The sequence below is a fragment of the Cupriavidus sp. a3 genome, assembly GCF_051015765.1.
GTDB classification, from domain to species: domain Bacteria; phylum Pseudomonadota; class Gammaproteobacteria; order Burkholderiales; family Burkholderiaceae; genus Cupriavidus; species Cupriavidus oxalaticus_A.
Genome location: NZ_CP170644.1, coordinates 2,345,737 through 2,366,740 on the forward strand (window position 1 = coordinate 2,345,737; position 21,004 = coordinate 2,366,740).

At 68.4% G+C, this 21,004-nt stretch carries 18 protein-coding genes and 1 pseudogene; 8 read left to right on the forward strand and 11 right to left on the reverse strand.

From position 1 onward, the window contains the following. Positions 1-72: 72 nt before the first annotated feature. Positions 73-1,872, reverse strand: coding sequence for an acyl-CoA dehydrogenase family protein (locus ACAD63_RS32485; RefSeq protein ID WP_434034320.1), 1,800 nt, complete (start codon positions 1,870-1,872; stop codon positions 73-75). 132 nt (positions 1,873-2,004) lie between these two features. Here ACAD63_RS32485 and ACAD63_RS32490 point away from each other — a divergent pair, with 132 nt between their 5' ends. From ACAD63_RS32490 to ACAD63_RS32505, 4 genes are all read left to right on the forward strand, one after another. Further along, positions 2,005-2,952 carry a LysR substrate-binding domain-containing protein gene (locus ACAD63_RS32490; RefSeq protein ID WP_135703396.1) on the forward strand — a complete coding sequence of 316 codons (948 nt, stop codon included), beginning with the start codon at positions 2,005-2,007 and terminating at the stop codon, positions 2,950-2,952. A gap of 379 nt (positions 2,953-3,331) precedes the next feature. Further along, positions 3,332-3,661, forward strand: a complete 330-nt coding sequence (locus tag ACAD63_RS32495) for a FeoA family protein (RefSeq protein ID WP_240745865.1) — start codon at positions 3,332-3,334, stop codon at positions 3,659-3,661. 13 nt (positions 3,662-3,674) lie between these two features. After that, positions 3,675-5,534: a ferrous iron transport protein B gene (feoB, locus tag ACAD63_RS32500; RefSeq protein WP_434034321.1), complete on the forward strand. Its 1,860-nt coding sequence runs from the start codon at positions 3,675-3,677 to the stop codon at positions 5,532-5,534. Positions 5,535-5,547: 13 nt separating this feature from the next. Then, positions 5,548-5,862: a DUF6587 family protein gene (locus ACAD63_RS32505; RefSeq protein ID WP_133097117.1), complete on the forward strand. Its 315-nt coding sequence runs from the start codon at positions 5,548-5,550 to the stop codon at positions 5,860-5,862. A 368-nt stretch (positions 5,863-6,230) separates the two neighbouring features. Here the strand turns inward: ACAD63_RS32505 and ACAD63_RS32510 are convergent, their stop codons facing one another. Next, positions 6,231-7,544, reverse strand: a complete 1,314-nt coding sequence (locus tag ACAD63_RS32510) for a hypothetical protein (protein WP_135703394.1) — start codon at positions 7,542-7,544, stop codon at positions 6,231-6,233. A 194-nt stretch (positions 7,545-7,738) separates the two neighbouring features. Here ACAD63_RS32510 and ACAD63_RS32515 point away from each other — a divergent pair. Together ACAD63_RS32515 and ACAD63_RS32520 are read left to right on the forward strand one after the other, a co-directional pair. Then, a pseudogene (locus tag ACAD63_RS32515) lies at positions 7,739-7,929 on the forward strand (alpha-isopropylmalate synthase regulatory domain-containing protein); the annotation flags it as partial. Between the two features lie 383 nt (positions 7,930-8,312). Next, positions 8,313-8,957, forward strand: a complete 645-nt coding sequence (locus ACAD63_RS32520; RefSeq protein ID WP_434034322.1) for an OmpW/AlkL family protein — start codon at positions 8,313-8,315, stop codon at positions 8,955-8,957. 84 nt (positions 8,958-9,041) lie between these two features. On the opposite strand, the gene ACAD63_RS32525 is transcribed toward ACAD63_RS32520, so the two are convergent. Beyond that, the gene (locus ACAD63_RS32525; protein ID WP_133097119.1) at positions 9,042-10,529 is read right to left on the reverse strand and encodes an AMP nucleosidase; all 1,488 of its coding nucleotides are present in this window, start codon (positions 10,527-10,529) and stop codon (positions 9,042-9,044) included. Positions 10,530-10,717: 188 nt separating this feature from the next. On the opposite strand from ACAD63_RS32525, the gene ACAD63_RS32530 reads away from it, so the two are divergent. Continuing rightward, positions 10,718-11,107 carry a GNAT family N-acetyltransferase gene (locus ACAD63_RS32530; RefSeq protein WP_133097120.1) on the forward strand — a complete coding sequence of 130 codons (390 nt, stop codon included), beginning with the start codon at positions 10,718-10,720 and terminating at the stop codon, positions 11,105-11,107. 282 nt (positions 11,108-11,389) lie between these two features. Here ACAD63_RS32530 and ACAD63_RS32535 read toward each other — a convergent pair whose 3' ends face one another. The 4 genes from ACAD63_RS32535 to ACAD63_RS32550 form a co-directional block, all read right to left on the reverse strand. Further along, positions 11,390-12,418, reverse strand: coding sequence for an MBL fold metallo-hydrolase (locus tag ACAD63_RS32535; RefSeq protein WP_133097121.1), 1,029 nt, complete (start codon positions 12,416-12,418; stop codon positions 11,390-11,392). Positions 12,419-12,681: 263 nt separating this feature from the next. Then, complete coding sequence (locus ACAD63_RS32540) at positions 12,682-13,650, reverse strand: Bug family tripartite tricarboxylate transporter substrate binding protein (protein ID WP_434034323.1); 969 nt, start codon at positions 13,648-13,650, stop codon at positions 12,682-12,684. Between the two features lie 48 nt (positions 13,651-13,698). Next, the gene (locus tag ACAD63_RS32545; RefSeq protein WP_434034324.1) at positions 13,699-14,055 is read right to left on the reverse strand and encodes an AtuA-related protein; all 357 of its coding nucleotides are present in this window, start codon (positions 14,053-14,055) and stop codon (positions 13,699-13,701) included. Between the two features lie 10 nt (positions 14,056-14,065). Next, a complete protein-coding gene (locus tag ACAD63_RS32550; RefSeq protein ID WP_135703391.1) occupies positions 14,066-15,427 on the reverse strand; it encodes an acyclic terpene utilization AtuA family protein in 1,362 nt (453 codons plus the stop codon). A gap of 114 nt (positions 15,428-15,541) precedes the next feature. Between ACAD63_RS32550 and ACAD63_RS32555 the strand changes: the two genes are divergently transcribed. Continuing rightward, positions 15,542-16,447: a LysR family transcriptional regulator gene (locus ACAD63_RS32555; protein WP_133097185.1), complete on the forward strand. Its 906-nt coding sequence runs from the start codon at positions 15,542-15,544 to the stop codon at positions 16,445-16,447. 65 nt (positions 16,448-16,512) lie between these two features. Here ACAD63_RS32555 and ACAD63_RS32560 read toward each other — a convergent pair whose 3' ends face one another. The 4 genes from ACAD63_RS32560 to ACAD63_RS32575 all read right to left on the reverse strand — a co-directional run bounded on the left by ACAD63_RS32560 (position 16,513) and on the right by ACAD63_RS32575 (position 20,987). Continuing rightward, on the reverse strand, positions 16,513-17,310 hold the full coding sequence (locus ACAD63_RS32560; RefSeq protein WP_434034325.1) for an SDR family oxidoreductase: 798 nt from the start codon (positions 17,308-17,310) through the stop codon (positions 16,513-16,515). Positions 17,311-17,387: 77 nt separating this feature from the next. Next, positions 17,388-18,524 (reverse strand): ABC transporter substrate-binding protein, encoded by a 1,137-nt coding sequence (locus ACAD63_RS32565; protein ID WP_133097126.1) that lies wholly within the window; start codon positions 18,522-18,524, stop codon positions 17,388-17,390. A gap of 285 nt (positions 18,525-18,809) precedes the next feature. Further along, entirely contained in the window at positions 18,810-19,322 is a 513-nt protein-coding gene (locus tag ACAD63_RS32570; RefSeq protein WP_133097127.1) for a DUF1269 domain-containing protein, read from the reverse strand. Between the two features lie 228 nt (positions 19,323-19,550). Next, complete coding sequence (locus ACAD63_RS32575) at positions 19,551-20,987, reverse strand: acetate kinase (RefSeq protein ID WP_133097128.1); 1,437 nt, start codon at positions 20,985-20,987, stop codon at positions 19,551-19,553. Between the last annotated feature and the right edge of the window lie 17 nt (positions 20,988-21,004).

The window sequence follows — 21,004 nt, forward strand, 5'->3', positions numbered from 1 at the left end:
GCGTCGTCGAGGCGGGGTGCTCCCACTCCCGCTTGCGGGAGAGCGGAGCAAACAATCGGGATGGATACGGTGTCAGAACACGTTGACGTCTGCGACCGCGCCCGCTGCGCGCACCACGCCGTCAGCAGGGGGCGCCACCGTCTCGGCCAGCCAATCCGGCTCGGTGCTTGCCGCCAGCGGATCCTGCGGCAGCACGCGATGGCGCAGCACCAGCTGCGCCAGGCGCATGCGGCGCACCGAGCCGATGCGGCCGGCTTCCCACGCCATCGCCACCGCGGTGGTCACGTGGTACAGCGCGGAAGCCGCCTGGCGCGCCAGCAGGTCGCCGTCGGCGCCGGCTTCGGCGGCATGCGCGGCCAGTTTCGCGGCAGCGGCGATGGCGCCTTCGAAGGTGGCGTGTGCGTCTGCGTGCATCGGGGTATCGGCCAGCAGCCCGGCCAGGTGTGCCTGCAGCACCGGCAGCGCGCCTTCGCGGCGGATCGCGCGCAGCACGTCGAGCGCGACGATATTGCTGGTGCCTTCCCAGATCGAGCCGAGGTGGGCGTCGCGCACCAGGCGCGGGTCGCTCCATTCCTCGATATAGCCGCAGCCGCCGCGGATCTCCATCGCGTCGCCGGTGACCTTGCGCGCGTCGCGGCAGGCGCGGAACTTGATCAGCGGTGTCAGGATGCGCATCAACGGGTAGGCATCGGCCTCGCCGGCATCGGCGCGGCGCAGCGCCTCGGCGGTCTGGAACACCATGGTGCGGGCCTGCTCGGTGGGCAACGTCAGCTTGAGCAGCTGGCGGCGCATCAGCGGCATGTCCTCCAGGCGCTTGCCAAAGGCACGGCGCTCATGCGCGATGAACAGGCCCTCGGTCAGCGCGCGGCGCATCAGGCCGGCGGCGCGCACGCCGTTGGACAGACGCGAGTTGTTGATCATGTCGGCCATCTGCACGAAGCCGCGGCCGGGTTCGCCCACGAGGTAAGCCTGCGCGCCTTCGAGGCGGATCTCGCCGCTGGCCATCGAGCGCGTGCCGAGCTTGTCCTTGAGCCGGATGATGCGGTACTGGTTGTCGCTGCCGTCGGCCAGCTTGCGCGGCAGCAGGAACAGCGACACGCCCTTGTGGCCGGGCACGGCGTTGCCGGCTTCGTCTTCCACGCGCGCCAGCACCATCGCCAGCGCGGCGTCGGGGTTCGAGCAGAACCACTTGTCGCCGTGCAGGCGCCAGCCGCCCTCGGCGCCGGTGTCGCGCACCGCGCGCGTGGCGGTGGCGGCCACGTCGGAGCCGGCGCCCTGCTCGGTCATGAACATGGCGCCCTGGTACAGGTCTTCGAATACCTGCGTGGTCAGGTTGGGCAGGAATTTCCCGACCAGCGCCGGATCGCCGAACTTGCGCAGCGTGCGCGTCAGCGAATCGGTCATCGACAGCGGGCAGCACAGGCCGAACTCGGCCTGCACGAACAGATAGGTGAGCGCGTACTTCGCCGCCGGCGGCATGGGCTTGTCCCAGCCGAGCACGCCACCACGGTGCGAGGCGGCGGCCAACCCGAATTCGGCGAAGGCCACGCGCTCCATTTCCACGTAGGCGGGATGCTTGTCGATGCGCTGCGCGTCCATGCCGCTGCGGGTGCGGTAGCTCAGCGTCGGGGGGTTCTGGTCGGCCACGGCGGCCAGTTCGTCGAGCACGCCGCCTGCCAGCGCGCCCATGCGCTCCAGGTGCGGCAGCAGGTGATTGAACAGGTCCGCGGGCAGGTAGAGCGGCAGCAGCGCACGCAACTCGGGGTCGGCGCCGAGCAGGCTCCCGCCCTGGCGGTCGGGCACCGGATGGGCGGCGGCGGGGCTGTCGGGCTGGGCGTGAGGTGCGGTATTGCGCACGGCGCTGGTCGGCATGTCTGGTCTCCTTGGCGGGTGGACCGGCATGGTTGGCGAACACGCTGCGGCCCTTTGACCTGCATTATTCAAACCCCAAGGATTTGCGTCTAATTCTAAAATTGGCTCGATCAATATGATTTTTGTATCGCCATGGAATTCCGTCACCTGCGCTATTTCCTTGTGCTGGCAGAGGAACTGCACTTCGGCCGGGCCGCGCGCCGGCTTGCGATTTCGCAGCCGCCGCTGTCGCTGAACATCCAGCAGCTCGAAGCCTCGGTCGGCGCCCGGCTGTTCGACCGCGACAGCCGCGGCGTACGGCTGACTGCGGCCGGGCGCGCCTTTCGCGAATCGGCCACGGCATTGCTGGCGCAGGCCGAGGCCGCGCGGCTGCTGGCACGCGAGATCGAAGCGGGCGCCATAGGCCGGCTGCGTGTCGGCTTTGTCGGCTCGATGCTGTACCGCGGCCTGCCGCAGATCCTGCGCGGGTTCGAGGCGGCTTACCCGGGGATCCAGGTGGCGCTGACCGAGCTCAACTCGCAGGAGCAGATCGATGCGCTGCTGCACGACGAGCTCGACGCGGCCTTTATCCACACCGGCCGGGTGCCCGACTCGCTGCGGGCCACGCGGGTGCATGCCGAACCGTTCGTCTGCTGCCTGCCGGCGGACCACCCGCTCGCGGCGCAGCCGGAGCTGGCGCTCGCAGACCTGCGCGGCGAGGCCTTCGTGCTGTTTTCGCGCAAAGCGTCGCCGGATTACTACAGCCGCATCTTCGATATGTGCGCGGCCCAGGGCTTTTACCCGCAGATCCGGCACGAAGTGCGCCACTGGCTCTCGGTGGTCTCGCTGGTCTCGCAGGGCATGGGCGTGGCCGTGGTGCCGGCGGCGCTGGCGCGTTCCGGCATGGCGGGGGCGGCATTCCGGCCGCTGGCGGGCACGGCGGTGCGCTCTGAAGTCTATTGCGTGTGGAAGACGGCGCCCGACCATCCCGCGCGCGACAACTTTGTGGCGATGGTGGCCGCGCAGGCGGCGTCGAAAGCGGCGTCCAAAGAAGCAACGTCCAAAGAAAAAGCCACCGGCCCTGCGGCCGATGGCTTGTGAAGTACGCGTGGAACGGGGTGTTCAGCGTGCTTGGAGCTTAACGCCGCAGGCTTGCGGCATCCAATAACGCAAATGTAGTAATTGCATGGTGCTGCATGAGACCTGTTGCATTAGGTTTTGGACAGCCGAACTTCGAAACGCTAGCGCGCATGTGTGCCAGCGCACGGCCGTAAGCTTGGCCCCTCCGCGCGCGCCGTCACCGGTTATCATTCGCCTCCTGCCGCGCAGCGGCATGGCGGCTGGCGTGCCCGCCACTTGCGGGCATCGTCATGCCCTATTTGCGATACAATGAAAACGATTTTCATTTACGTACCTGGCGAGGTCATGCCGGCCGCATCACGGCCGCGTTGGACGACCGCGCCAACGGACTGGAAGCATGATGCGGTTGTCTGAACTTCCACGGCGCACGCCCGCCGTAGTGCAATCGGTGGACGACGCCACGCCCGGCGACCCGGTTGCGCGCCGCCTGCGAGAGCTAGGCTTTGTTCCCGGCGAAATCGTCCAGGTCATCGCCTACGGACCCTTCGGCATGGATCCGCTGGTCGCGCAGATCGGCTTTACGCGCTTTGCGCTGCGCCGCGTGGAAGCGGCGCGCATCGGCATCGAGCTCGCCAGCGCCTCGGTGACCAGCATCGCGCCTGCCGAAGCGGGCAAACAGCCCGGCGCCACGACGCCCACACCGAACGAGCGGACCAAGCGGACCGCGTGAGCCCTTCCGGAATATGTCTGTAGCAGCTTCCCCGACTCCTGCCCTGCGCATCGCGCTGGTAGGCAATCCCAATTGCGGCAAGACCGCACTGTTCAACCGACTGACCGGCAGCCGGCAGAAGGTGGCCAACTACGCCGGCGTGACCGTCGAGCGCAAGGAAGGCCATTTCGTCTCGCCGGCGGGACGCCAGGTGCGCATCCTGGACCTGCCGGGTGCCTACAGCCTGCACGCGGCGAGCCTGGATGAAGCCATCACGCGCGACGTTTGCATGGGCGTGCGCGCCGGCGAGCAGCGTCCCGACCTGCTGGTGTCGGTGGTGGACGCGACCAACCTGCGCCTGCACCTGCGCTTCGTGCTGGAACTGCGCCGGCTGGGCCTGCCGATGGTGGTGGTGCTCAACATGAGCGACGCCGCCGCGCGCCGCGGCATCCGGATCGACCGCGACAAGCTGGCTGCCGCGCTGGGCGTGCCGGTGGTCAGCACCGTGGCGGTCAAGCGCGACGGCGCGGCAGCGCTGCTGGCGCTGCTCGACGGCGCCCTGCCTGCCGCACCGCCGTCCTCGCCCGAGCCCGCCAGCGACGTTGACGTGCACACCGAGGTCAACCGCCTGCTGGCCACAGCGGTCAGCATGCCGGCGCGCACCGCGGCGCTGGACGACCGGCTCGACCGCATCGTGCTGCACCCGGTGTTCGGCCTGCTGCTGCTGGCGGTGCTGCTGTTCCTGATGTTCCAGGCGGTGTTCTCCTGGGCCGAGCCGCTGATGGACGGCATCGAGGGCGGCGTGCACTGGGCCGGAGAACTGCTTGGTGCGCATCTGCCCGACGGCCTGCTCAAGAGCCTGCTGGTCGACGGCCTGATCGCGGGCCTGGGCAGCGTGGTGGTGTTCCTGCCGCAGATCCTGATCCTGTTCCTGTTCATCCTCACGCTGGAAGAATCGGGCTACCTGCCGCGCGCGGCATTCCTGCTGGACCGGCTGATGATGGGTGCGGGGCTGTCCGGCCGTTCGTTCATCCCGCTGCTGTCGAGCTTTGCCTGCGCGATTCCCGGCATCATGGCCACGCGCACCATCCAGGATCCGCGCGACCGCCTCACCACCATCCTGGTGGCGCCGCTGATGACCTGCTCGGCACGGCTGCCGGTGTATGCGCTGCTGATCGGCGCCTTTATCCCCGAACGCACGGTGATGGGCCTGTTCAACCTGCAGGGGCTGGTGCTGTTTGCGCTGTACGTGGCAGGCATCGTCAGCGCACTGGTGGTGGCCTATGCGCTCAAGTTCTTCCGCCGCGACCGCACCGACCATCCGCTGCTGATGGAGCTGCCGTCGTACCGCATCCCCAATGTGCGCGACGTGGCCATCGGCCTGTGGGAGCGTGCCCGGATCTTCCTGTCGCGCGTGGGCAAGGTGATCCTGACGCTGACCGTGCTGCTGTGGTTCCTGTCGACCTTCCCGGCGCCGCCGGAAGGCGCGACCGCGCCGGCCATCGACTACAGCTTTGCCGGCATGATCGGCCATGCGCTGCAGAAGGTGTTCGCGCCGGTGGGCTTCAACTGGCAGATCTGCATCGCGCTGGTGCCTGGCCTGGCCGCGCGCGAAGTGGCGGTGGGCGCGCTGGCGACGGTGTACGCGCTGTCTGGCAGTGAAGACGCCATGGCCGCGCAGCTGGCGCCGATGATCGCCGCGCAGTGGTCGCTGGCCACCGCGCTGGCGCTGCTGGCGTGGTTCGTGTTCGCGCCGCAGTGCATCTCGACACTGGCGGTGATCCGCCGCGAGACCAACTCGTGGAAGGTCATGGCAGGATCGATCGTGTACCTGACCGGGCTGGCCTACCTGGCCGCGTTTGTCACTTACCGCGTCGCGCTGCTGTTCAGCTGACGCCATCGCTGCCATGACGCTCTACCACGCCTTCGAAACGCTGCTGGTCCCGCTGATCGTGCTGGCGTGCGCGGTCTCGGTGCTGGCGCGCTATGCGCCGCGCACGCGCGAGCGCGTCAAGGCCGCCCTCGCGACACGCCTGGGCGGCGCCGCCGCGAGCGGCTGGCGCGGCCGGCTGGTGCGGTGGCTGGCGCCGCAGGCGGCCTCGGGCTGCACCAGCGGCTGCGACGACGGCGGCTGCAACACCTGCGGCTCCAACACCGCCAACGCCACTGGCGCGCAAGGAAAGCCCGCCGAGCAGGTCGTGCGCTTCGTGCGCAAGCGCTGAACGGCGCGTATTTTCCCCTCCATCTCCCTTCTGGGCTCCTTCACGCAGAAACGGGTACGCCGACTGCTTGCGCGGCATGCGCAGGCAGCGGGATACGCTCGTCTGGCGCGGGCTGATGGGGTACACCGGCGGCAATGAAGGACTGTGAAGCGGCACGCAGAAATGGGTACGCTTTGGGTGCGGAACGTGGTCGGTGCGGGCCGCGGCACTGGCAGGACGTGGGCTCACCTGGTGGTTTCGCGGGCTGTATTGGCCGCGCAATACGACTCTTCCTTGCTGCGCAGAAATGGGTACGCTTTGGGAAGGCACCAATGCAAAACGCCCTCCGGACCGGAGGGCGTTTCACTTGCGCGCGGGAACGTTGCTGCTTACTTGACGGTACCGACGAAGACCAGCTTCAGCGGCGTGTTGTCCGCCACCACCGTGCAGGTCGCGGTGATGGTGAAGTCGCCGGCGGCGGTGCCCGTCGCGCGCACCTGGTGCGGCAACATCAGCATGCTAGGCGTCAGTGACACTGGACCGGTCTTTTCCCACGCCCAGTCTTTGCACGCGGTGTACTGCGCATCATCGCCCAGGTGCTTCATGCGCGCGGTCACTTCCACCGGGATCGCCGGCATCAGCAGCAGCGTCAGCGGCTGCTGGTTGTCGTCGACCAGCGTCCAGGTCGGATTCTCGGTCACGGACAGGGCGGCAGCCGGGCGCACGGCCAGCTTGGTGCTCACGGCGGTCACCGTCAGCGTGCTCTGGACCGGGCCGGTGCCCTTGGCCAGGCTGCTGCTGACCGTGGCATCGTGCGTACCCGCGGCTTCGGCGGTCGACAGCGTCGGCGAGGTGGCGGTGTAGGTCCAGGTGCCGTCGAAGTCGGCCGTGACATCCTGGCCGTCGTTGCGCAGCACGCGCGAGGTGAATTTGGCCGGATGGTCGTTGAGCACCTGCAGCGCATCCACCGGCTGGCCAAGGCGCGTGGTGACCACGCGATAGGTGGCCGAGCCGTTCTTCGCCACCGTCACCACGATGACGCCGCCGATCGCGCGGCCATCCGGCGCCGTGACCGACACCGACACGTCAGCCGTCACGGCCGCGGTGGTCGAGCTGTTGCTCGCCTTCAGCGTGGCGCTGTTCTGGCTGGCCGTGACCTGGACCGCGGTGGCGCTGCTCGCCCACGCCCAGCTGTTGACGCTGGCCGAGACGTCATTGCCGTTGCTGTCGACCAGCGACACCTTGACCGGCAGCTCCTGGCCGTCGCTCATCGACAGATTGGTATGGGGAATCGACAGGCTGTAGCTGACCGCGGAAGCCGGCACCACGGTCATGGTGGCGGTCTGCGCAGGCAGCGTGGTGGTGGTGTTGTCGGCGTTCCTGACGGTCGCGACCACCTGCACGTTGGTGGTACCGGTGGCGATGCCGCGCACCACCGCATTGGCCGGCGTGGCCGCGACCGGTTCGACCGTGGCGATGCCATTGTCGGCGCTGCTCCAGGTGAACACCGTATTGCCGCTGACATCGACGCCGTTGCTGTCCACCGCCAGCGCGCTGATGGTGAGCGTGCGGCCCACGCCTACCTCGCCCGAGGTCGTGCTCATCTTGACGGTGAAGGTCAGCGGCGTGGTCGCGGCAGGCGTGGAGGGCGAACTCGAGCCGCCGCTGCCCCCACCGCCGCAGGCGGCCAGCAAGAATGTCATGGCAGTCCCTGCCAGCCAGGTTGCCCACGTTCTCAGTTTCATGATGTTCCCCCGTGTTCTTTCACGCGCTACCAGCCTAGGTGCAAAGGTGCCAGCGCAATACTGGCCAGATGACTGAGGGATAACGTACGGACCCGCGCATAACTCATACTTTCAGCGCACATGCGACCGTCCTTCGGTCGAGGCGGAGCGGCGTGACGGATGTGGACCTGCCGGTGCGCGTGATGGACTACCACGAGCACGCGATGACCGCCGGCGCCGATGCGCGCGCGGCTTGCTATGGGAAGTGCGGGTGGGAGATTCGCCGACGGGCTTCGGCGCGGGCATCGACGTGAACCCGGTCACGGCGTCGCTGCGCGCGGTGGTCTCGGGCGTGAGCCGGCACCGCGCCGGCCGACGAAGCCGACGTGGCCTGACACGGCGCTCGCCGCAAGGGGATCCGAAGAAAACCGGTGTGCCCCGCCCCCACGGGGCACACCCGGAAAGACGCCCTTGCGGACGCCCACGACATGCCCGGTGCCACGGCGCCCGCCTTTGCGTGGAAGCTCGCGGGCGCTGATCTCCTGCACAGCGTAAGGGCTGGCGCGCCGGCTTGCCACGAATGATTCCGCATGTGGTTATTAGCGGAGGATTAGCGCCGCAACTCCGCTGTCGCGCGATCGCGACGCACCTGTGTGGCGGCTTCTCGACTTGTTCTGCATCAAGGTCCGCACAAACCCGCTCGGCCAAACTGTCCGCGGACTCCTTACCAGACCAAGACAAAACATCATGATCAAGCTCTCTCTCCGTACCCGGGTCACCTGCTCCGCCATCGCCGCCTGCGCCATGCTCGGCGCGTTCGCCGCGCCCGCGATGGCCGCCGACGATGCACAAGGCAACTGGATGGTGCGCCTGCGCGGCACCTACCTCGACATGGCCAACAGTTCGGACCCGGTTGGCGGCGTAGGGGCATCGGACCGCATCACGGTCAACAACAAGTGGATCCCCGAGCTCGACGTCACCTACTTCTTCACCCCCAATATCGCCGCCGAGCTGGTGCTGACCGTACCGCAGAAGCAGAACGTCTATCTCGACGGCAACAAGATCGGCACCTTCAAGCACCTGCCGCCATCGCTGCTGGTGCAATACCACTTCATTCCCAATGGCACGTTCCGTCCGTATATCGGCGCGGGCCTGAACTTCACCCGCATCTGGGGCGAGAACCTCGCCAACAACGCGCTGCAGCTCGACAGCTGGAGCGTCGGGCCGGCGCTGCAGATCGGCATGGACTACAAGCTGACCAAGAACTGGTTCCTGAATGCCGACATCAAGAAGATCTGGCTGTCGAGCGATGTGAAGGCCGGCGACGTCAAAGTGTCCAAGGTGAGCCTGGACCCGTGGCTGTTCAGCATGGGCGTGGGCTATCGCTTCTGAGCGGCAACGCGAGAGTAAAAAATTAAAGGCCGGCTCCCGTCGGGAGCCGGCCTTTTTTGCTTGGGCAAGAAAGAACGTCGCAGCCTAGCGGAATGCCGGCTCGTCGAAGCTGCGCAGCTTGCGCGAATGCAGTTGCTCGACACCGTTTTCACGCAGGATGCGGATTGCCTCCAGCCCGATGGTCATATGCTGGCTGACGCGCTGCCGGTAGAACGCGTTGGCCATGCCGCGCAGCTTGAGCTCGCCGTGCAGCGGCTTGTCCGAGACGCACAGCAGCGTGCCGTAGGGCACGCGCAGGCGGAAGCCGTTGGCGGCCACCGCGGCGCTTTCCATATCGATGGCGATGGCACGCGACTGGTTAAAGCGCGCATACAGCGACTTGGATTTCAGCTCCCAGTTGCGGTCGTCGGTGGAGACCACGGTGCCGGTGCGCATGCGCGTCTTCATCTCGCTGCCGGACAGGCCGGTGACGCGCGCCACCGCTTCCTGCAGCGCCACCTGGATCTCGGCGATCGGCGGCACCGGCACCCAGGGCGGGAGGTCGTGGTCGAGCACGTGGTCGTCGCGCACGTAGGCGTGTGCCAGCACGTAATCGCCCAGCTGCTGCGAGCGGCGCAGGCCGCCGCAGTGCCCGACCATCAGCCAGCAATGCGGGCGCAGCACGGCAAGATGGTCGGTCATGGTCTTGGCGTTGGACGGGCCCACGCCGATATTGACCAGCGTCACGCCCAGCTTGTCCTCGCGCACCAGGTGGTAGGCCGGCATCTGCGGCAGCGCGCGCGGGCGGGTCGTGTCTTCGGGCTCGGCGCCGCCGAGGTCCTGGACCACGTCGCCGGGCTCGACGAAGCGGGTGTAGCCGCCGCCGTCGCTGCTGCTCATCAGCGCACGGCCCAGCGCGACGAATTCATCGACATAGCGCTGGTAGTTGGTGAACAGCACGAAGCGCTGGACATGCTGCGGCGCCGTGCCGGTGTAGTGGTACAGCCGCTGCAGCGCCAGGTCCACGCGCTCGGCCGGGAACAGCGACAGCGGCCAGGCCTCGCCCGGGATCGGCTCGTAGGTGCCGTTGGCGATGCCGTCGTCGATGCGGCTGAGCTCGGGCAGCACGAACGAGGCCTCCAGCTCGCGCGCCTGGGTGTAGCTGATGTCGGTGGTCGAGGCTTCGATCACGAACGGCAGCGGGATCGGGCGCCGGCTCAGGCCGACGACCACCGGGACGCGGTGGTAGCGCATCAGCCGTTCGATCTGGTCGCGGTAGTAGTCCGCCAGCAGGTCGGGGCGGGTCACCGTGGTGCCGTACACCCCGGGGTAGGCCACCGTGCCCCAGGAGGGGCGGCTGTCGGTGACCATGGTCTCGATGTTGACCGAGATCCCCAGGTACGGATAGCAGGCGTGCGCGGCCGAGGGCAGCGGCTTGCCGCTGGCGAATGCATCGAAGCGCGCGCGCACCGCGCCGACCGAGGCGTCGTAGATCTCGCGGATGCGCGCCAGCGCTGCATCTGCGTCAGAAAATTCGGCGAGCTGGTCGGCCGGATGGGCTGAGGAGAAGACGGGGGCGTTCATGCAGGCCATGATACCCCGCCGGCGCGCTGGCGTGAGCGGCACCCCCACCCACCCGGAAGCCAAATTGACGCGCCCGCGCCCGCTCGCTACACTCCGCCAATTGTGCGGCGCGGGTTCCCGTGCCGTTCTCGACTCGCGGCGCCCCTGGTGGCAAGGGGCGGCGAGGGGCCGTACATGCTTTACTGGGAGAGCCGCCAATGGAAATCCGTAACCTGTTGCCCGATGACATCGAGGCAGCCAGACAACTACTGATCGCCAATGGCTGGTCCAACCGGATAGGCGGTCCCGACAAGTTCGCGCGGCTGGTGGCCAATTCCCAGCGCGTGGCCGTGGCGGTGGAAGGCGGCGAGATCGTCGGCTTCGCCCGGGCCCTGTGCGACGACGTCTCCGACGGCTTCCTGTCGATGGTAGCCGTGGCCCCGAGCCACCGCCGGCGCGGCATCGGCCGCTCGCTGGTGCGCCACGTCATGGGCAACGATCCCGATATCACCTGGGTGCTGCGCGCGGCGCGCTCTTCCGAAGCGGCGTTCTTCGGCCAGCTCGGCTTTACGCCATCGATGGTGGCAATGGAGCGGCGCCGGCCCTGAGCCGTACCGGCCAGTCCCGACTGATCCTCGCGCCTCACTCCGCGCCCATCTGCGCGAGAACTCCCCGGCGTACCAACCTGAACAGCGGCCGCCCGGCGCGCCATGCGTCGGCGTGGTCGCGCCCCGGCTGCGGCAGCCCGCTACGGGCGGAGCCAGGAACAGCACGTCGAAGAACGCGATGCCCTCGGCCAAGGTGCCGCAGCGGGCAAGCGTACCCATTTCTGCGGCCATCGGCCTGAGCGTTTCCCCAGGCATGGCGAACAGCGCGGCGTGCGCCCCGGGCTATCGATCCGCTCGGATCGGCCCGTACTCGGCCGGCACCCAGGTATAGCCGGCCGTGTCGCGACGCACATGGCCCAGCCCCGGAAATGGCAGGTGCGCGCCCCCTACCCACAGCTTGCCCTTGGCCGCATCGGCCAGGATGCGCTTGCGCGTGATCACCGCGGCATGGCTGTCGGTATCGAACTCGATCGCCACCTGCGGACGGCGGAACTGGACCGCATGGCTGTGGACGATGTCGCCCCACAGCAGCAGGCTGTCCTTGCCCGAGGTGAACAGGTAGCCACTGTGGCCCGGCGTATGCCCGTAGGCGGGCAGCGCGCGCACGCCCGGGATCGGTTCGGCGCCGCTGCCGCCTTGGCCGCCGCTGCCCCCGTTAAACGTGCGGAACCGGTTCGCCGCCTGGTATGGCGCGACCGCGGCGCGTGCCATCGCGAACAGCCCCTGTGCTTCCTTCGGCGCCGCGGCGGCATTGGCTTCGTTGAGCCAGTAGTCGGCATCGGCCTTGTCGACATAGACCGTCGCGTTGGGGAAGGCCGGCTGCCCGTTCGCGGCGAGGCCGCAGGCATGGTCGCCGTGCAGGTGCGTCAGCAGCACCGCGTCGACCTGCTCCGGCGCATAGCCCGCCGCGCGCAGGTTGTCGCCAATGCGCCCGAGCGTGGGACCGAAGCATGCCGCTGCGCCGGTATCGACCAGCACCAGGCTGCTGCCGGTATTGACGAGGTAGGCATTGACCGCCGTCTGCATGCCCGGCGTCGACTCGACGAACATCCGTGCCAGCAGGCTCTGCACCTCGCGTGCGCTGGTGTACTTGAGGATCTTCGGGTCGAGGTCGATGTAGCCGTCGTACAGTGCGGTGACTTCCAGCTGGCCGATCACCATGCGGTAATAGCCCGGTACCTGGGTCTTCTGCTGCGCCGCGGCCGCATGGGCGCTACCGATGGTGGCCGGTAGCATCGTGATGGCTATCGCGGCGGCGGTTGCGGCGGCCATGGCCAATGCCGGCAGGCGCGCGGCGGACTGCAGCTTCATGTCTGGTTCCTTGTTGTTGGTGGTTGTCGGGGGAGACAGCGCCGGCCGGCGCGCACACCGGCCGAAGGCGTATGTTAAGCCGGATGGCGACTCACCGGAAAAGCAGGCCCGGCGCGGCAGCGAGCAACAAGGAGAGACCGCGGACGACACGACAACAGCTACGCAGAAATAGGTACGCCCGACCAAAGCGTACCTACTTCTGCGTAAAGAACGGGGCCGCGTGGCCCCGTTTTCCATTCATGCGAGCTTGCAGCGGCTCGTCGTCACTCAGGCTGGATATTCGCCGCCTTGATGATGCGGCCCCACTTGCCAGACTCCTGCGCCTGGAATTTCGCGAGTTCGGCGGGCGTGCTGGTAAACACTTCGGTGCCCGTCGACTGGTAGAAGCTGGCCGCAGTGTCGCTGCGCGCGGCCTTCACCATCAACGCGTTCAGCCTGGCCACCACGGGTTGCGGCGTACCGGCCGGCGCGTAGGCCGCGAACCAATAGCTCATCTCGTAGCCCTTGACGCCGGCCTCGTCGATGGTCGGCACGTCGGGCGCCAGCGGCGAGCGTGCCTTGCCCGATACGCCCAACGCGCGCAGCTTGCCGCTCTTGACCTGCGGCAGGCCCGTGGCGGTGTCGGTGATCATCATCTGGATCTGGTTGCCGAGCAGGTCGGTGATCGCCAGCGGGTTGCTCTTGTACGGCACGTGCAGCAGTTCGACGTGCGCCATCTGCTGGAACAGCTCGCCGGCGATGCGCGACGACGAGCTGCCGCTGCCGAAGCTGAGCTTGCCCGGTTGCTTCTTTGCCAGCGCGATGAACTCGCCCACCGTCTTGGCCGGCACTTGCGGGTTGACCACCATGATCTGGCCGCCGCGGCCGAGCGCGGTCACCGGCGCATAGTCCTTGACCGGGTCGTAGGGCAGCTTCTTGAACAGGTGCTCATTGGCGGCATGGGTGGTGTTGGTGCTGATCAGCACGGTGTAGCCGTCGGGCGCGGCCTTGGCGACGTCAGACGCCGCAATAAAGCCATTGGCGCCGGGCTTGTTGTCGACCACCACGGTGACCTTGCTGTCCAGCGTGATGGCCTGGCCGATGGCCCGCGCGAGCTGGTCGGTGGCGCTGCCGGCGGCGAACGGCACCACGAAGCGGATCGGCTTGTCGGGGAATTCGGCCCATGCCTGCCCGGCGGGCAGGACCAGTGCGCACAGCGCGACGGCGGCCAGTGGCTTGAGGAATCGGTGCATCGTTGTCTCCTGTCGGAATCGTTGTTGGTGCGCGTTGTTGGTGCAGATTCAGGGTGCGGCGGTCACCAGCCGCGGCGGCAGCGGGATCTGCAGCTGCAGCAGGCGGAACGACAGCGCCTTGCCGTGGGTGTCGAGGTTGAGCGCGTCATTGACGCCGCCGTCGAGCACGCCGTCGATGACAAAATTTATGGCGTGCAGCGACGGCACCAGGTAGCGCGTGACGGCGCCGGGCCGGCGCTCGCTGAACAGCGTGCGCACGGCGTCCTCGGTGACGTGGGCAACCAGGTGCTCGTAGTCGTGCGCGTCGTAGGCGATCACGCTGATGTTGGAACGGTCGCCCTTGTCGCCGGTGCGACCGTGGGCGAACTGGTAGAGCGAGGCGGTAGCGATATCGATCGTGGTCATGGCGTCGTCCTCAGGCGATGAAGCGATGCGTGGCGCTGACGGCTGCGCGCGGCACCAGGCACGACACGGCGTTCAGGCGCGCGCGCTGTCCCGTGCGCACGCCGCCGCCGCCGGCGGGGCCGCAGGTGTAGAGCGCGTTGACCTCGCGCAGCAGCGCCTGCGCCACCGCGGCATCGTCATGCGCCAGCGCGGCGCGCAGGCGCACGTCCTGCGCTTCGGCTTCGTGCGGCTGGCGCCGGGCGAGCATCGTGCCGGCGTCGTCGGCCAATACGCTGAGCACGCCGATCAGGTCGAAGCGGATCGGCACGTCATGGCCCAGCATCTGCATGCGCCGGCGCAGGATGTCGGCCGCCAGGCGCGCGCGGGCGGCGGCGTTCGGGCCGGCATAGGAAATCTCGCCTTCGGCCAGCCAGCCGCCGTGGCTGAACACATTGGCCTTGAGCTGGGCCGGCTGTGCGTGGCCGCGCACGTTGCGCACCGCCACGCGGTCGGGGCCGATCTGCGTGACGGTGACGGCGCTGATGTCGGCCACTACGTCAGGGGTCAGGTATGCGGCCGGATCGTGGACCTCGTACAGCAATTGCTCCTTGACCGTGCGCAGGTCGACGCAGCCGCCGGTATTGGCCGCCTTGAAGATCTCGATGGCGCCGTCTTCGGCGAGCTGCGCGATCGGGAAACCCAGCGCGTGGACATCGGGTACGTCCTTCATGCCGGGATCGGCAAAGTAGCCGCCGGTGACCTGGGCCCCGCATTCGAGCAGGTGGCCGGCCATGGTGGCCGCGGCGAGCCGGTCCCAGTCGTCCCACGACCAGCCGTGATGCGCCATCGCCGGCCCCACCGCCAGCGCCGGGTCGGCGACGCGGCCGCACACCACGACCTGCGCGCCGTCGGCCAGCGCGGCGGCGATGCCTTGCGCGCCGATATAGGCATTGGCGCAGACAAAGCGGCCGGCGTCGAACGCGTCTCCAAGGATGCCCTGCAGCAGCGTGCGGCCAGCGTCTTGCGAGAGATCGTCGCCCTCCACCACCGCCACGCGCGGCGCAGGCAGGCCGAGTTCGCCTGCCAGCTGCAGCACGCGCCGCGCCGCGGCGTGCGGATTGGCCGCGCCGAAATTGCCGACGATGGGAATGCCGTGTTGCAGGCACAGGCCGAGCACCGGCGCCAGCAGCGCGTCGAGCAGGGGTTCGTAGCCGTGCGCGGGATCGTTGCGCCGCGCCAGCTGCGCCAGCGCCAGCGTGCGTTCGGCCAGTGTCTCGAAGATCAGCGCCGCGGGCTGGCCGGCGGCGATCAGCGTGCGCACCACCGGCAACGCGGCGTCGGTACGGTCGCCGGAGAAGCCGGCGCCGGAGCCGATGAGCAAGGGAGCAGTCATGGTCGGGGGCAAGGTTGTTGGCGGGGTCGAAGCCATTCTAGGCCGGTACCGTCCAGCCAAAAAACGGATTATTTGGATTAATCTATCGACTTGCTGGATAAATATGAAGCCTCGATGAACCTGTCGGTCAAGCACCTGCGCGCCTTCGTGGCGCTGGCGACCTACCGCAACTTCACCCGCGCGGCGCGCGCCTGCCACCTGTCGCAGTCGGCCTTCAGCGCACTGGTGCAGACGCTGGAGGAGCAGGCGGGCAGCCGCCTGTTCGAGCGCACCACGCGCCACGTGGAGCTGAGCACCGACGGCGTGCGCTTCGAGCAGACTGCGCGGCGGCTGCTGGCGGATTTCGAAGCGGCGTTCGAAGACCTGCGCGCGCACGCCGAGCGGCGCAAGGGCCGCGTGTCGATCGCCGCGCTGCCGTCGCTGGCGGGGGGCGACCTGCCGCCGCTGCTGGCGCAGTTCCGCGCACGCTACCCGGGCATCGTGCTGGAACTGTTCGACCAGCTCGCCGATGGCTGCATCGAGCTGGTCCGGCAGGGCCGCGCCGACTTTGCGCTGGCACCCGCGCCGGCGCAGGACGACGACCTGCGCGTCGAGCCGCTGGTGCGCGACACGTTCCACCTGGTTTGCCCGGCCGGCCATCCGCTCGCGCGCAAGCGCCGCATCGCGCCTCAAGCCCTGGCGGGCGAGCCGTTTATCCAGCTGTCGCGCACGACCAGCGTGCGCCAGCATCTCGATGCGGCGCTGCACCCGTTGCGGCTGCACAGCGTGATGGAGGTGGAGCACCTGGCAACCGTGGCGGCGCTGGTGCAGGCGGGACTCGGCATCAGCGCGGTGCCGTCGCTGGCGCTGTTCCAGTTCCGGCGCGAGGGCCTGGCGATCCGGCCGCTGCAGCTGCCGTCACTGGTGCGCGATATCTGCCTGGTGCGGATGAAGGACCGCGGCGACTCCGCTGCCGCCGCGGCGATGATCGAAAGCCTGCAGGCGTTCTACCGCGGCGGCAAGGCGCCGGCGCGGCGCTGAAACGCGGCCACCGCCGTCACCGGAATGGCACGCAGAATTGGGTACGCTTTGCCGTTGGCGGCGGGTCAGAAGTGGCCCAGGTAGCCGCCGTCGACCGCCAGCACGTGCCCGGTGATATACGACGCCGCCGGCGATGCCAGGAATACCGCCGCGCCCGCGATCTCTTCCGGGCGGCCCCAGCGGCCCAGCGAGGTGCGCTGGCGCAGCCACTCGGCCACGCTCTCGTCGTCGACCATGGGCTGGTTCGGTTCGGTGGCGAAGTAGCCGGGCGCGATCGCGTTGACGGTGACGCCGAAGCGGCCCAGGTCCGCGGCCAGCGCGCGCGTCAGCGCGTCCAGGCCGCCCTTGGTGGCGGGATAGAGTACGTCGCCCGCGCGCGCCACCTGGCCCGCGATCGAGCTGACGTTGACGATGCGGCCGTACTGCCCGCGCTGCATCCGTTGCGCGGCGTGGCGGCACAGCGTGTAGGGCGCGACCAGGTTGGTCTCGAGCATGGCGCGCAGGTCGCCGGCATCGAGATGCGCCATCGAGCTGCGGTTGCGCGCGCCGGCATTGTTGACCAGGACATCGAGCCGGCCGTGGGCGGCATCGATCCGCGCGAACGCCGCCTCGACCGCCGCTTCATCGGTGATATCCAGCACCAGCGCCTCGGCGCTGCCGCCGCGAGCGGCCAGCGTGGCAACCGCGTCATGCACGCGTGCCTCGCTGCGCGCGGCCACCAGCACGTGGGCCCCGGCATCGGCCAGCCCGGCGGCAATCGCCAGGCCCAGGCCCTGCGCGCCGCCGGTCACCAGCGCGACGCGGCCATGCAACGAGAATGTGGTACGCGCGGCGGCGTCGGGAGATGAGGTAGGAGTAGCCATGCGGGCGAATATACCGCAGCAGGCCGGCCCGCGTGGCGCGGAACCGGCATGCCCCGCAGGCCTGTCCGCCCGCCCGCTCAGCGGATCAGCTTGCCGGTGGACGAGACGATCGACATCTCGACGAAGGACGAGCCGGTATGGCGCGTGGGGCTGTAGCTGATCAGGATGCCGCCGAGGTCGTAGTCGCGCAGGCCTTCGAGCGCGCTGACCAGGCGCTCGCGCGTCGGCTCGGGCCCGGCGCGGCGCAGGCCTTCCACCAGCACCTTGGCCGACATGAAGCCTTCCATGCCGGCGTTGGACGGCTCCACGCCCTGCTGGCGGGCCTGGCTGCGGTATTCGCTGGCAAGCGTCATCTGGCTGGAGTTGGTGCCCGGCACCACCTGCGTGATGATCAGGCCGCGCGCATCGTCGCCCAGCTCGCGGATAAAGGAATCGGCAGCGTTGTTAGACAGCGTGACGAACTGCGCCTGGCTGCCGGCGCTGCGCAACTCGCGGATGATGCGCGCGGCTTCCGAGCCCGAGCCGATCACCAGCACCGCCTGCGGGTTAGCCTTGTTCATGGTGGCAACGCCCTGGCTGATGTCGCCCATCGGCCGCGCGAAACTGACGGTCGCCGCCGGCTGCACGCCGCGCGCCTGCAGCGCGGTGGTATAGCCTTCGAGCACGTCCTGGCCGAAGCCGTCGGTGGTGTGGAAAATGCCGATCCGGCTCATGCCGGTGGTGGCCAGGTGGTTGATCGCGCGCGCGACTTCATCCTGGTACTTGGCGCGCACATTGAACACGTAGCGGTTCACCGGCCGGTGCAGCGTGATCGCGCCGGTCAGCGGCGCCACCAGTGGCACCTTGTGCGCGGCGACCAGCGGCAGGATGCTCTCGTTCTGCGGCGTGCCGCGCACCATGAACAGCGCGAACACCTTGTCTTCGTCGAGCAGCTTGCGCACGTTGTCCGGCGTGCGCTTGGCATCGAAGCCATCGTCGTAGGTGACCAGCTCGATGCGCCGGCCCGCCACGCCGCCGCTGGCGTTGACCGTGCGCAGGTACACCTGCGCGCCGGCGATCTGTTCCTTGACCGAACCGGCGACGGGGCCGGTGATGCCGGCCGACTGGCCGATACGGATGGTGTTGCGGGTCACGCCCGGTTCCGCCTGCGCCGTTTGCACGGCCCATCCAAGCGTGGCGGCCAGCATGCCGCACGCGATCCATTTCGCCTTCATCGATTGCCCCCTCTGGTATGTCGTTATTCTGATGCGCGCTGTTGCGAGCTTACGCGCGCTGCGCACGGCAACGGCCATGCGCCGTTGCGAAAATTACCGCATGCGCCAGGTCAGGGCAAACAGGAGGTGGTGGGGTGTTGCAGCGGCATCACACCGGAACCGGAGGGCGGTTCCGGCGTGGCCAGCTACGCGCTAAGAGATGCGCGTCAAAGTGCGCCGCGCGGGCGCACGAGAGAGACTGCGAATGGCCTTGCCGTCGCGACGGCAAGGCTTGCTGCGGACGGATCAGGGGAAGGCCGGCACGGCCGGATCGAGACCGGCGAAACGGGCTTCCGGGTGCGCGTTCTGCAGCAGCGTTTCGATTTCCTCGACGCGGCCGCGCGGCACGTCGACCATCAGCAGGATCTTGCCCGCCTCGATGTCCTTCTCGAACGCGCGCAGGCGGCTGTTGGGCGCGGAACTGCCGATCATGCTCGCGGCCCATGCGCCGAACACCGCGCCGAGCACCGCCAGCACCCCGACCAGGCCCCATTGCGGCGTATCGCTGACGATCGGGAACATCGCCACCACCGCGCCGGCCACCACGCCCACGCCGCCACCGACCACCAGGCCCATTTCCGCGGCATGGACGATATCGGATGTCTGGAACAGGTTGGCCTCGTGCAGGCCCGTCATGTCTTCGCCGTCGCGCGCCACGAAGTGGATGCGGCGGTTCTCGACGCGGGCGAGCAGCAGGTCGTCCATGGTGCGGCGGGCGCTCGCCACGTCGGGCAACAACCAGAAGATGCGTTTGCGCATGTCTCTCTCCTTGTTCAGGCCGCGCCGATGGTGTGGGTAGACCGGGTGAGAAAGTACCGCTGACGGCGCGGGGTTATTTCGTTGTACGCCGTTCGGGGGGCAAGCGCAAGGCAAGTGCCGGAGCGCTGCGCGTGCGCGCGCGCATGTGACGCGCACGCATGCCCTGCCTGCTGCAAGGCACACGTCACGTGAGTCAGAAACGCCTGGAAAAGCGCGGCGAAAGCCGCCTCAGAAAGTGATCGGCAGGCGCAGGTTGACCTGCAGGTCGGGCGTGTCACGCGTCAGGCCCGCACCCACCGACAGGTTCAGCGTGTAGCGGTCGTTGAAGCGGTACGAGTAGCCCACCAGCAACGTGCCTTGCGTGATGCGCACCGAGCCTGGCACAGTCTGTCCGTTCTGCTTGGTCGGCCAGATGATGGCCTGGTCATAGCCGATACTGAACGACGCCTTCTCGTTGAGCGACAGGCCCATGCCAAAGCTGAACTCGAAGATATCGCCCGGGGCGATCTTGCCCAGGTTCTCCGTCTGGCCGTTGAGCACGGTGCGGCTGACGTTGTCGCGCGCAAAGTTGTGCAGGTAGCTGAAGGTGCCGAAGAACACCGCCGGATCGGTCGGCAGCAGCCAGGTGATACCCGGCTGGATTGCCTGGAAGCCGGTGCCGGTCGGCATGCTGAGCGGCAGGCCGGTGCCGGTGGTATTGCCTATGCAACGCGTCACGCAATCGGTCACCACTTCGAACGGGTCCCTGCCGGTGGCGGACTTGTAGCGCAGCCAGCCAACGAAGTACGGGATTTTCTCGTTGCCGTAGTTCAGCTGGTAGCGCACGGTCGCCTCGACGTCGCCAATGCCGCTACCACTGGCATTGAACACGTTGTCGACGGCGGTGCCGGTGAAGACTTCACGGCTCACGGTCGAGCCCGACGTATGCACGTAAGGCACCTTGGCCTCGACTTCCAGCCGCTTGGTCACGCCATAGCGCAGCGCGATCGACGGGATGTAGGTCGAGGTCTTGACCTCGCGCACGTCGAGCAGGCCGATCAGGATCGCGGGGATCACCGTGTAGCCGACCAGCGCCACGCGGTTGTTGGAGGAGTAGCCGTACTGGAAGCCTGGCTCGAGCACCAGCTTGCCCTGTGCGGTCAGCACGCCGGGCTGGTCGATGATCGGCGCGATCTCGGGCGGCCGGGTCTCGCGCTCGGGCGGACGGCCCACGGGTTCTTCCACGGCCACGGTCTGGGGGTTGGCGGACTCGCCCGCCTGCGGGCCCTGCGCGACATCCTGCGGCGGCTGCAGCGTGATCTGCTGCGGGTTGTTGACCGCGTTGGGCGCGCTCTGCGCCGCGCTGGCCGCCGCCGCAGCGGTGGCGGCATTGGTGGCGTTGTTGGAGGGCGACACACCACCCCCGACACCCTGGCCGCCGCGCTTGGTGGCCAGCACCTCGTTGCTGATGACGCTGCGCAGCTCGCGAATGACTGCCTCTTGTTCGGCCAGCGCCCGCTTCATGGCGTCGAGCTGGGTGGCTTGTTCGGCGAGTTCCCTTTGCAGCGATTCCAGGCCTGCCGCGGGTCCCCCCGCATCGGGCGTCTGGGCCTGCGCCAGGCCGCCGAGCAACAGCAACGTCGAGCATCCGGCATTCCGGATGCCCTGCATCGACCGCTTCTTCATCACGTCTTCCTCCCCCG

Excerpts from the sequence above, each read along its gene's own strand:
- ACAD63_RS32485 (WP_434034320.1), bottom strand. The coding sequence starts at position 1,872 with ATGCCGACCAGCGCCGTGCGCAATACCGCACCTCACGCCCAGCCCGAC.
- ACAD63_RS32490 (WP_135703396.1), top strand. The coding sequence starts at position 2,005 with ATGGAATTCCGTCACCTGCGCTATTTCCTTGTGCTGGCAGAGGAACTG.
- ACAD63_RS32495 (WP_240745865.1), top strand. The coding sequence starts at position 3,332 with ATGCGGTTGTCTGAACTTCCACGGCGCACGCCCGCCGTAGTGCAATCG.
- feoB (WP_434034321.1), top strand. The coding sequence starts at position 3,675 with ATGTCTGTAGCAGCTTCCCCGACTCCTGCCCTGCGCATCGCGCTGGTA.
- ACAD63_RS32505 (WP_133097117.1), top strand. The coding sequence starts at position 5,548 with ATGACGCTCTACCACGCCTTCGAAACGCTGCTGGTCCCGCTGATCGTG.
- ACAD63_RS32510 (WP_135703394.1), bottom strand. The coding sequence starts at position 7,544 with ATGACATTCTTGCTGGCCGCCTGCGGCGGTGGGGGCAGCGGCGGCTCG.
- ACAD63_RS32520 (WP_434034322.1), top strand. The coding sequence starts at position 8,313 with ATGATCAAGCTCTCTCTCCGTACCCGGGTCACCTGCTCCGCCATCGCC.
- ACAD63_RS32525 (WP_133097119.1), bottom strand. The coding sequence starts at position 10,529 with ATGGCCTGCATGAACGCCCCCGTCTTCTCCTCAGCCCATCCGGCCGAC.
- ACAD63_RS32530 (WP_133097120.1), top strand. The coding sequence starts at position 10,718 with ATGGAAATCCGTAACCTGTTGCCCGATGACATCGAGGCAGCCAGACAA.
- ACAD63_RS32535 (WP_133097121.1), bottom strand. The coding sequence starts at position 12,418 with ATGAAGCTGCAGTCCGCCGCGCGCCTGCCGGCATTGGCCATGGCCGCC.
- ACAD63_RS32540 (WP_434034323.1), bottom strand. The coding sequence starts at position 13,650 with ATGCACCGATTCCTCAAGCCACTGGCCGCCGTCGCGCTGTGCGCACTG.
- ACAD63_RS32545 (WP_434034324.1), bottom strand. The coding sequence starts at position 14,055 with ATGACCACGATCGATATCGCTACCGCCTCGCTCTACCAGTTCGCCCAC.
- ACAD63_RS32550 (WP_135703391.1), bottom strand. The coding sequence starts at position 15,427 with ATGACTGCTCCCTTGCTCATCGGCTCCGGCGCCGGCTTCTCCGGCGAC.
- ACAD63_RS32555 (WP_133097185.1), top strand. The coding sequence starts at position 15,542 with ATGAACCTGTCGGTCAAGCACCTGCGCGCCTTCGTGGCGCTGGCGACC.
- ACAD63_RS32560 (WP_434034325.1), bottom strand. The coding sequence starts at position 17,310 with ATGGCTACTCCTACCTCATCTCCCGACGCCGCCGCGCGTACCACATTC.
- ACAD63_RS32565 (WP_133097126.1), bottom strand. The coding sequence starts at position 18,524 with ATGAAGGCGAAATGGATCGCGTGCGGCATGCTGGCCGCCACGCTTGGA.
- ACAD63_RS32570 (WP_133097127.1), bottom strand. The coding sequence starts at position 19,322 with ATGCGCAAACGCATCTTCTGGTTGTTGCCCGACGTGGCGAGCGCCCGC.
- ACAD63_RS32575 (WP_133097128.1), bottom strand. The coding sequence starts at position 20,987 with ATGAAGAAGCGGTCGATGCAGGGCATCCGGAATGCCGGATGCTCGACG.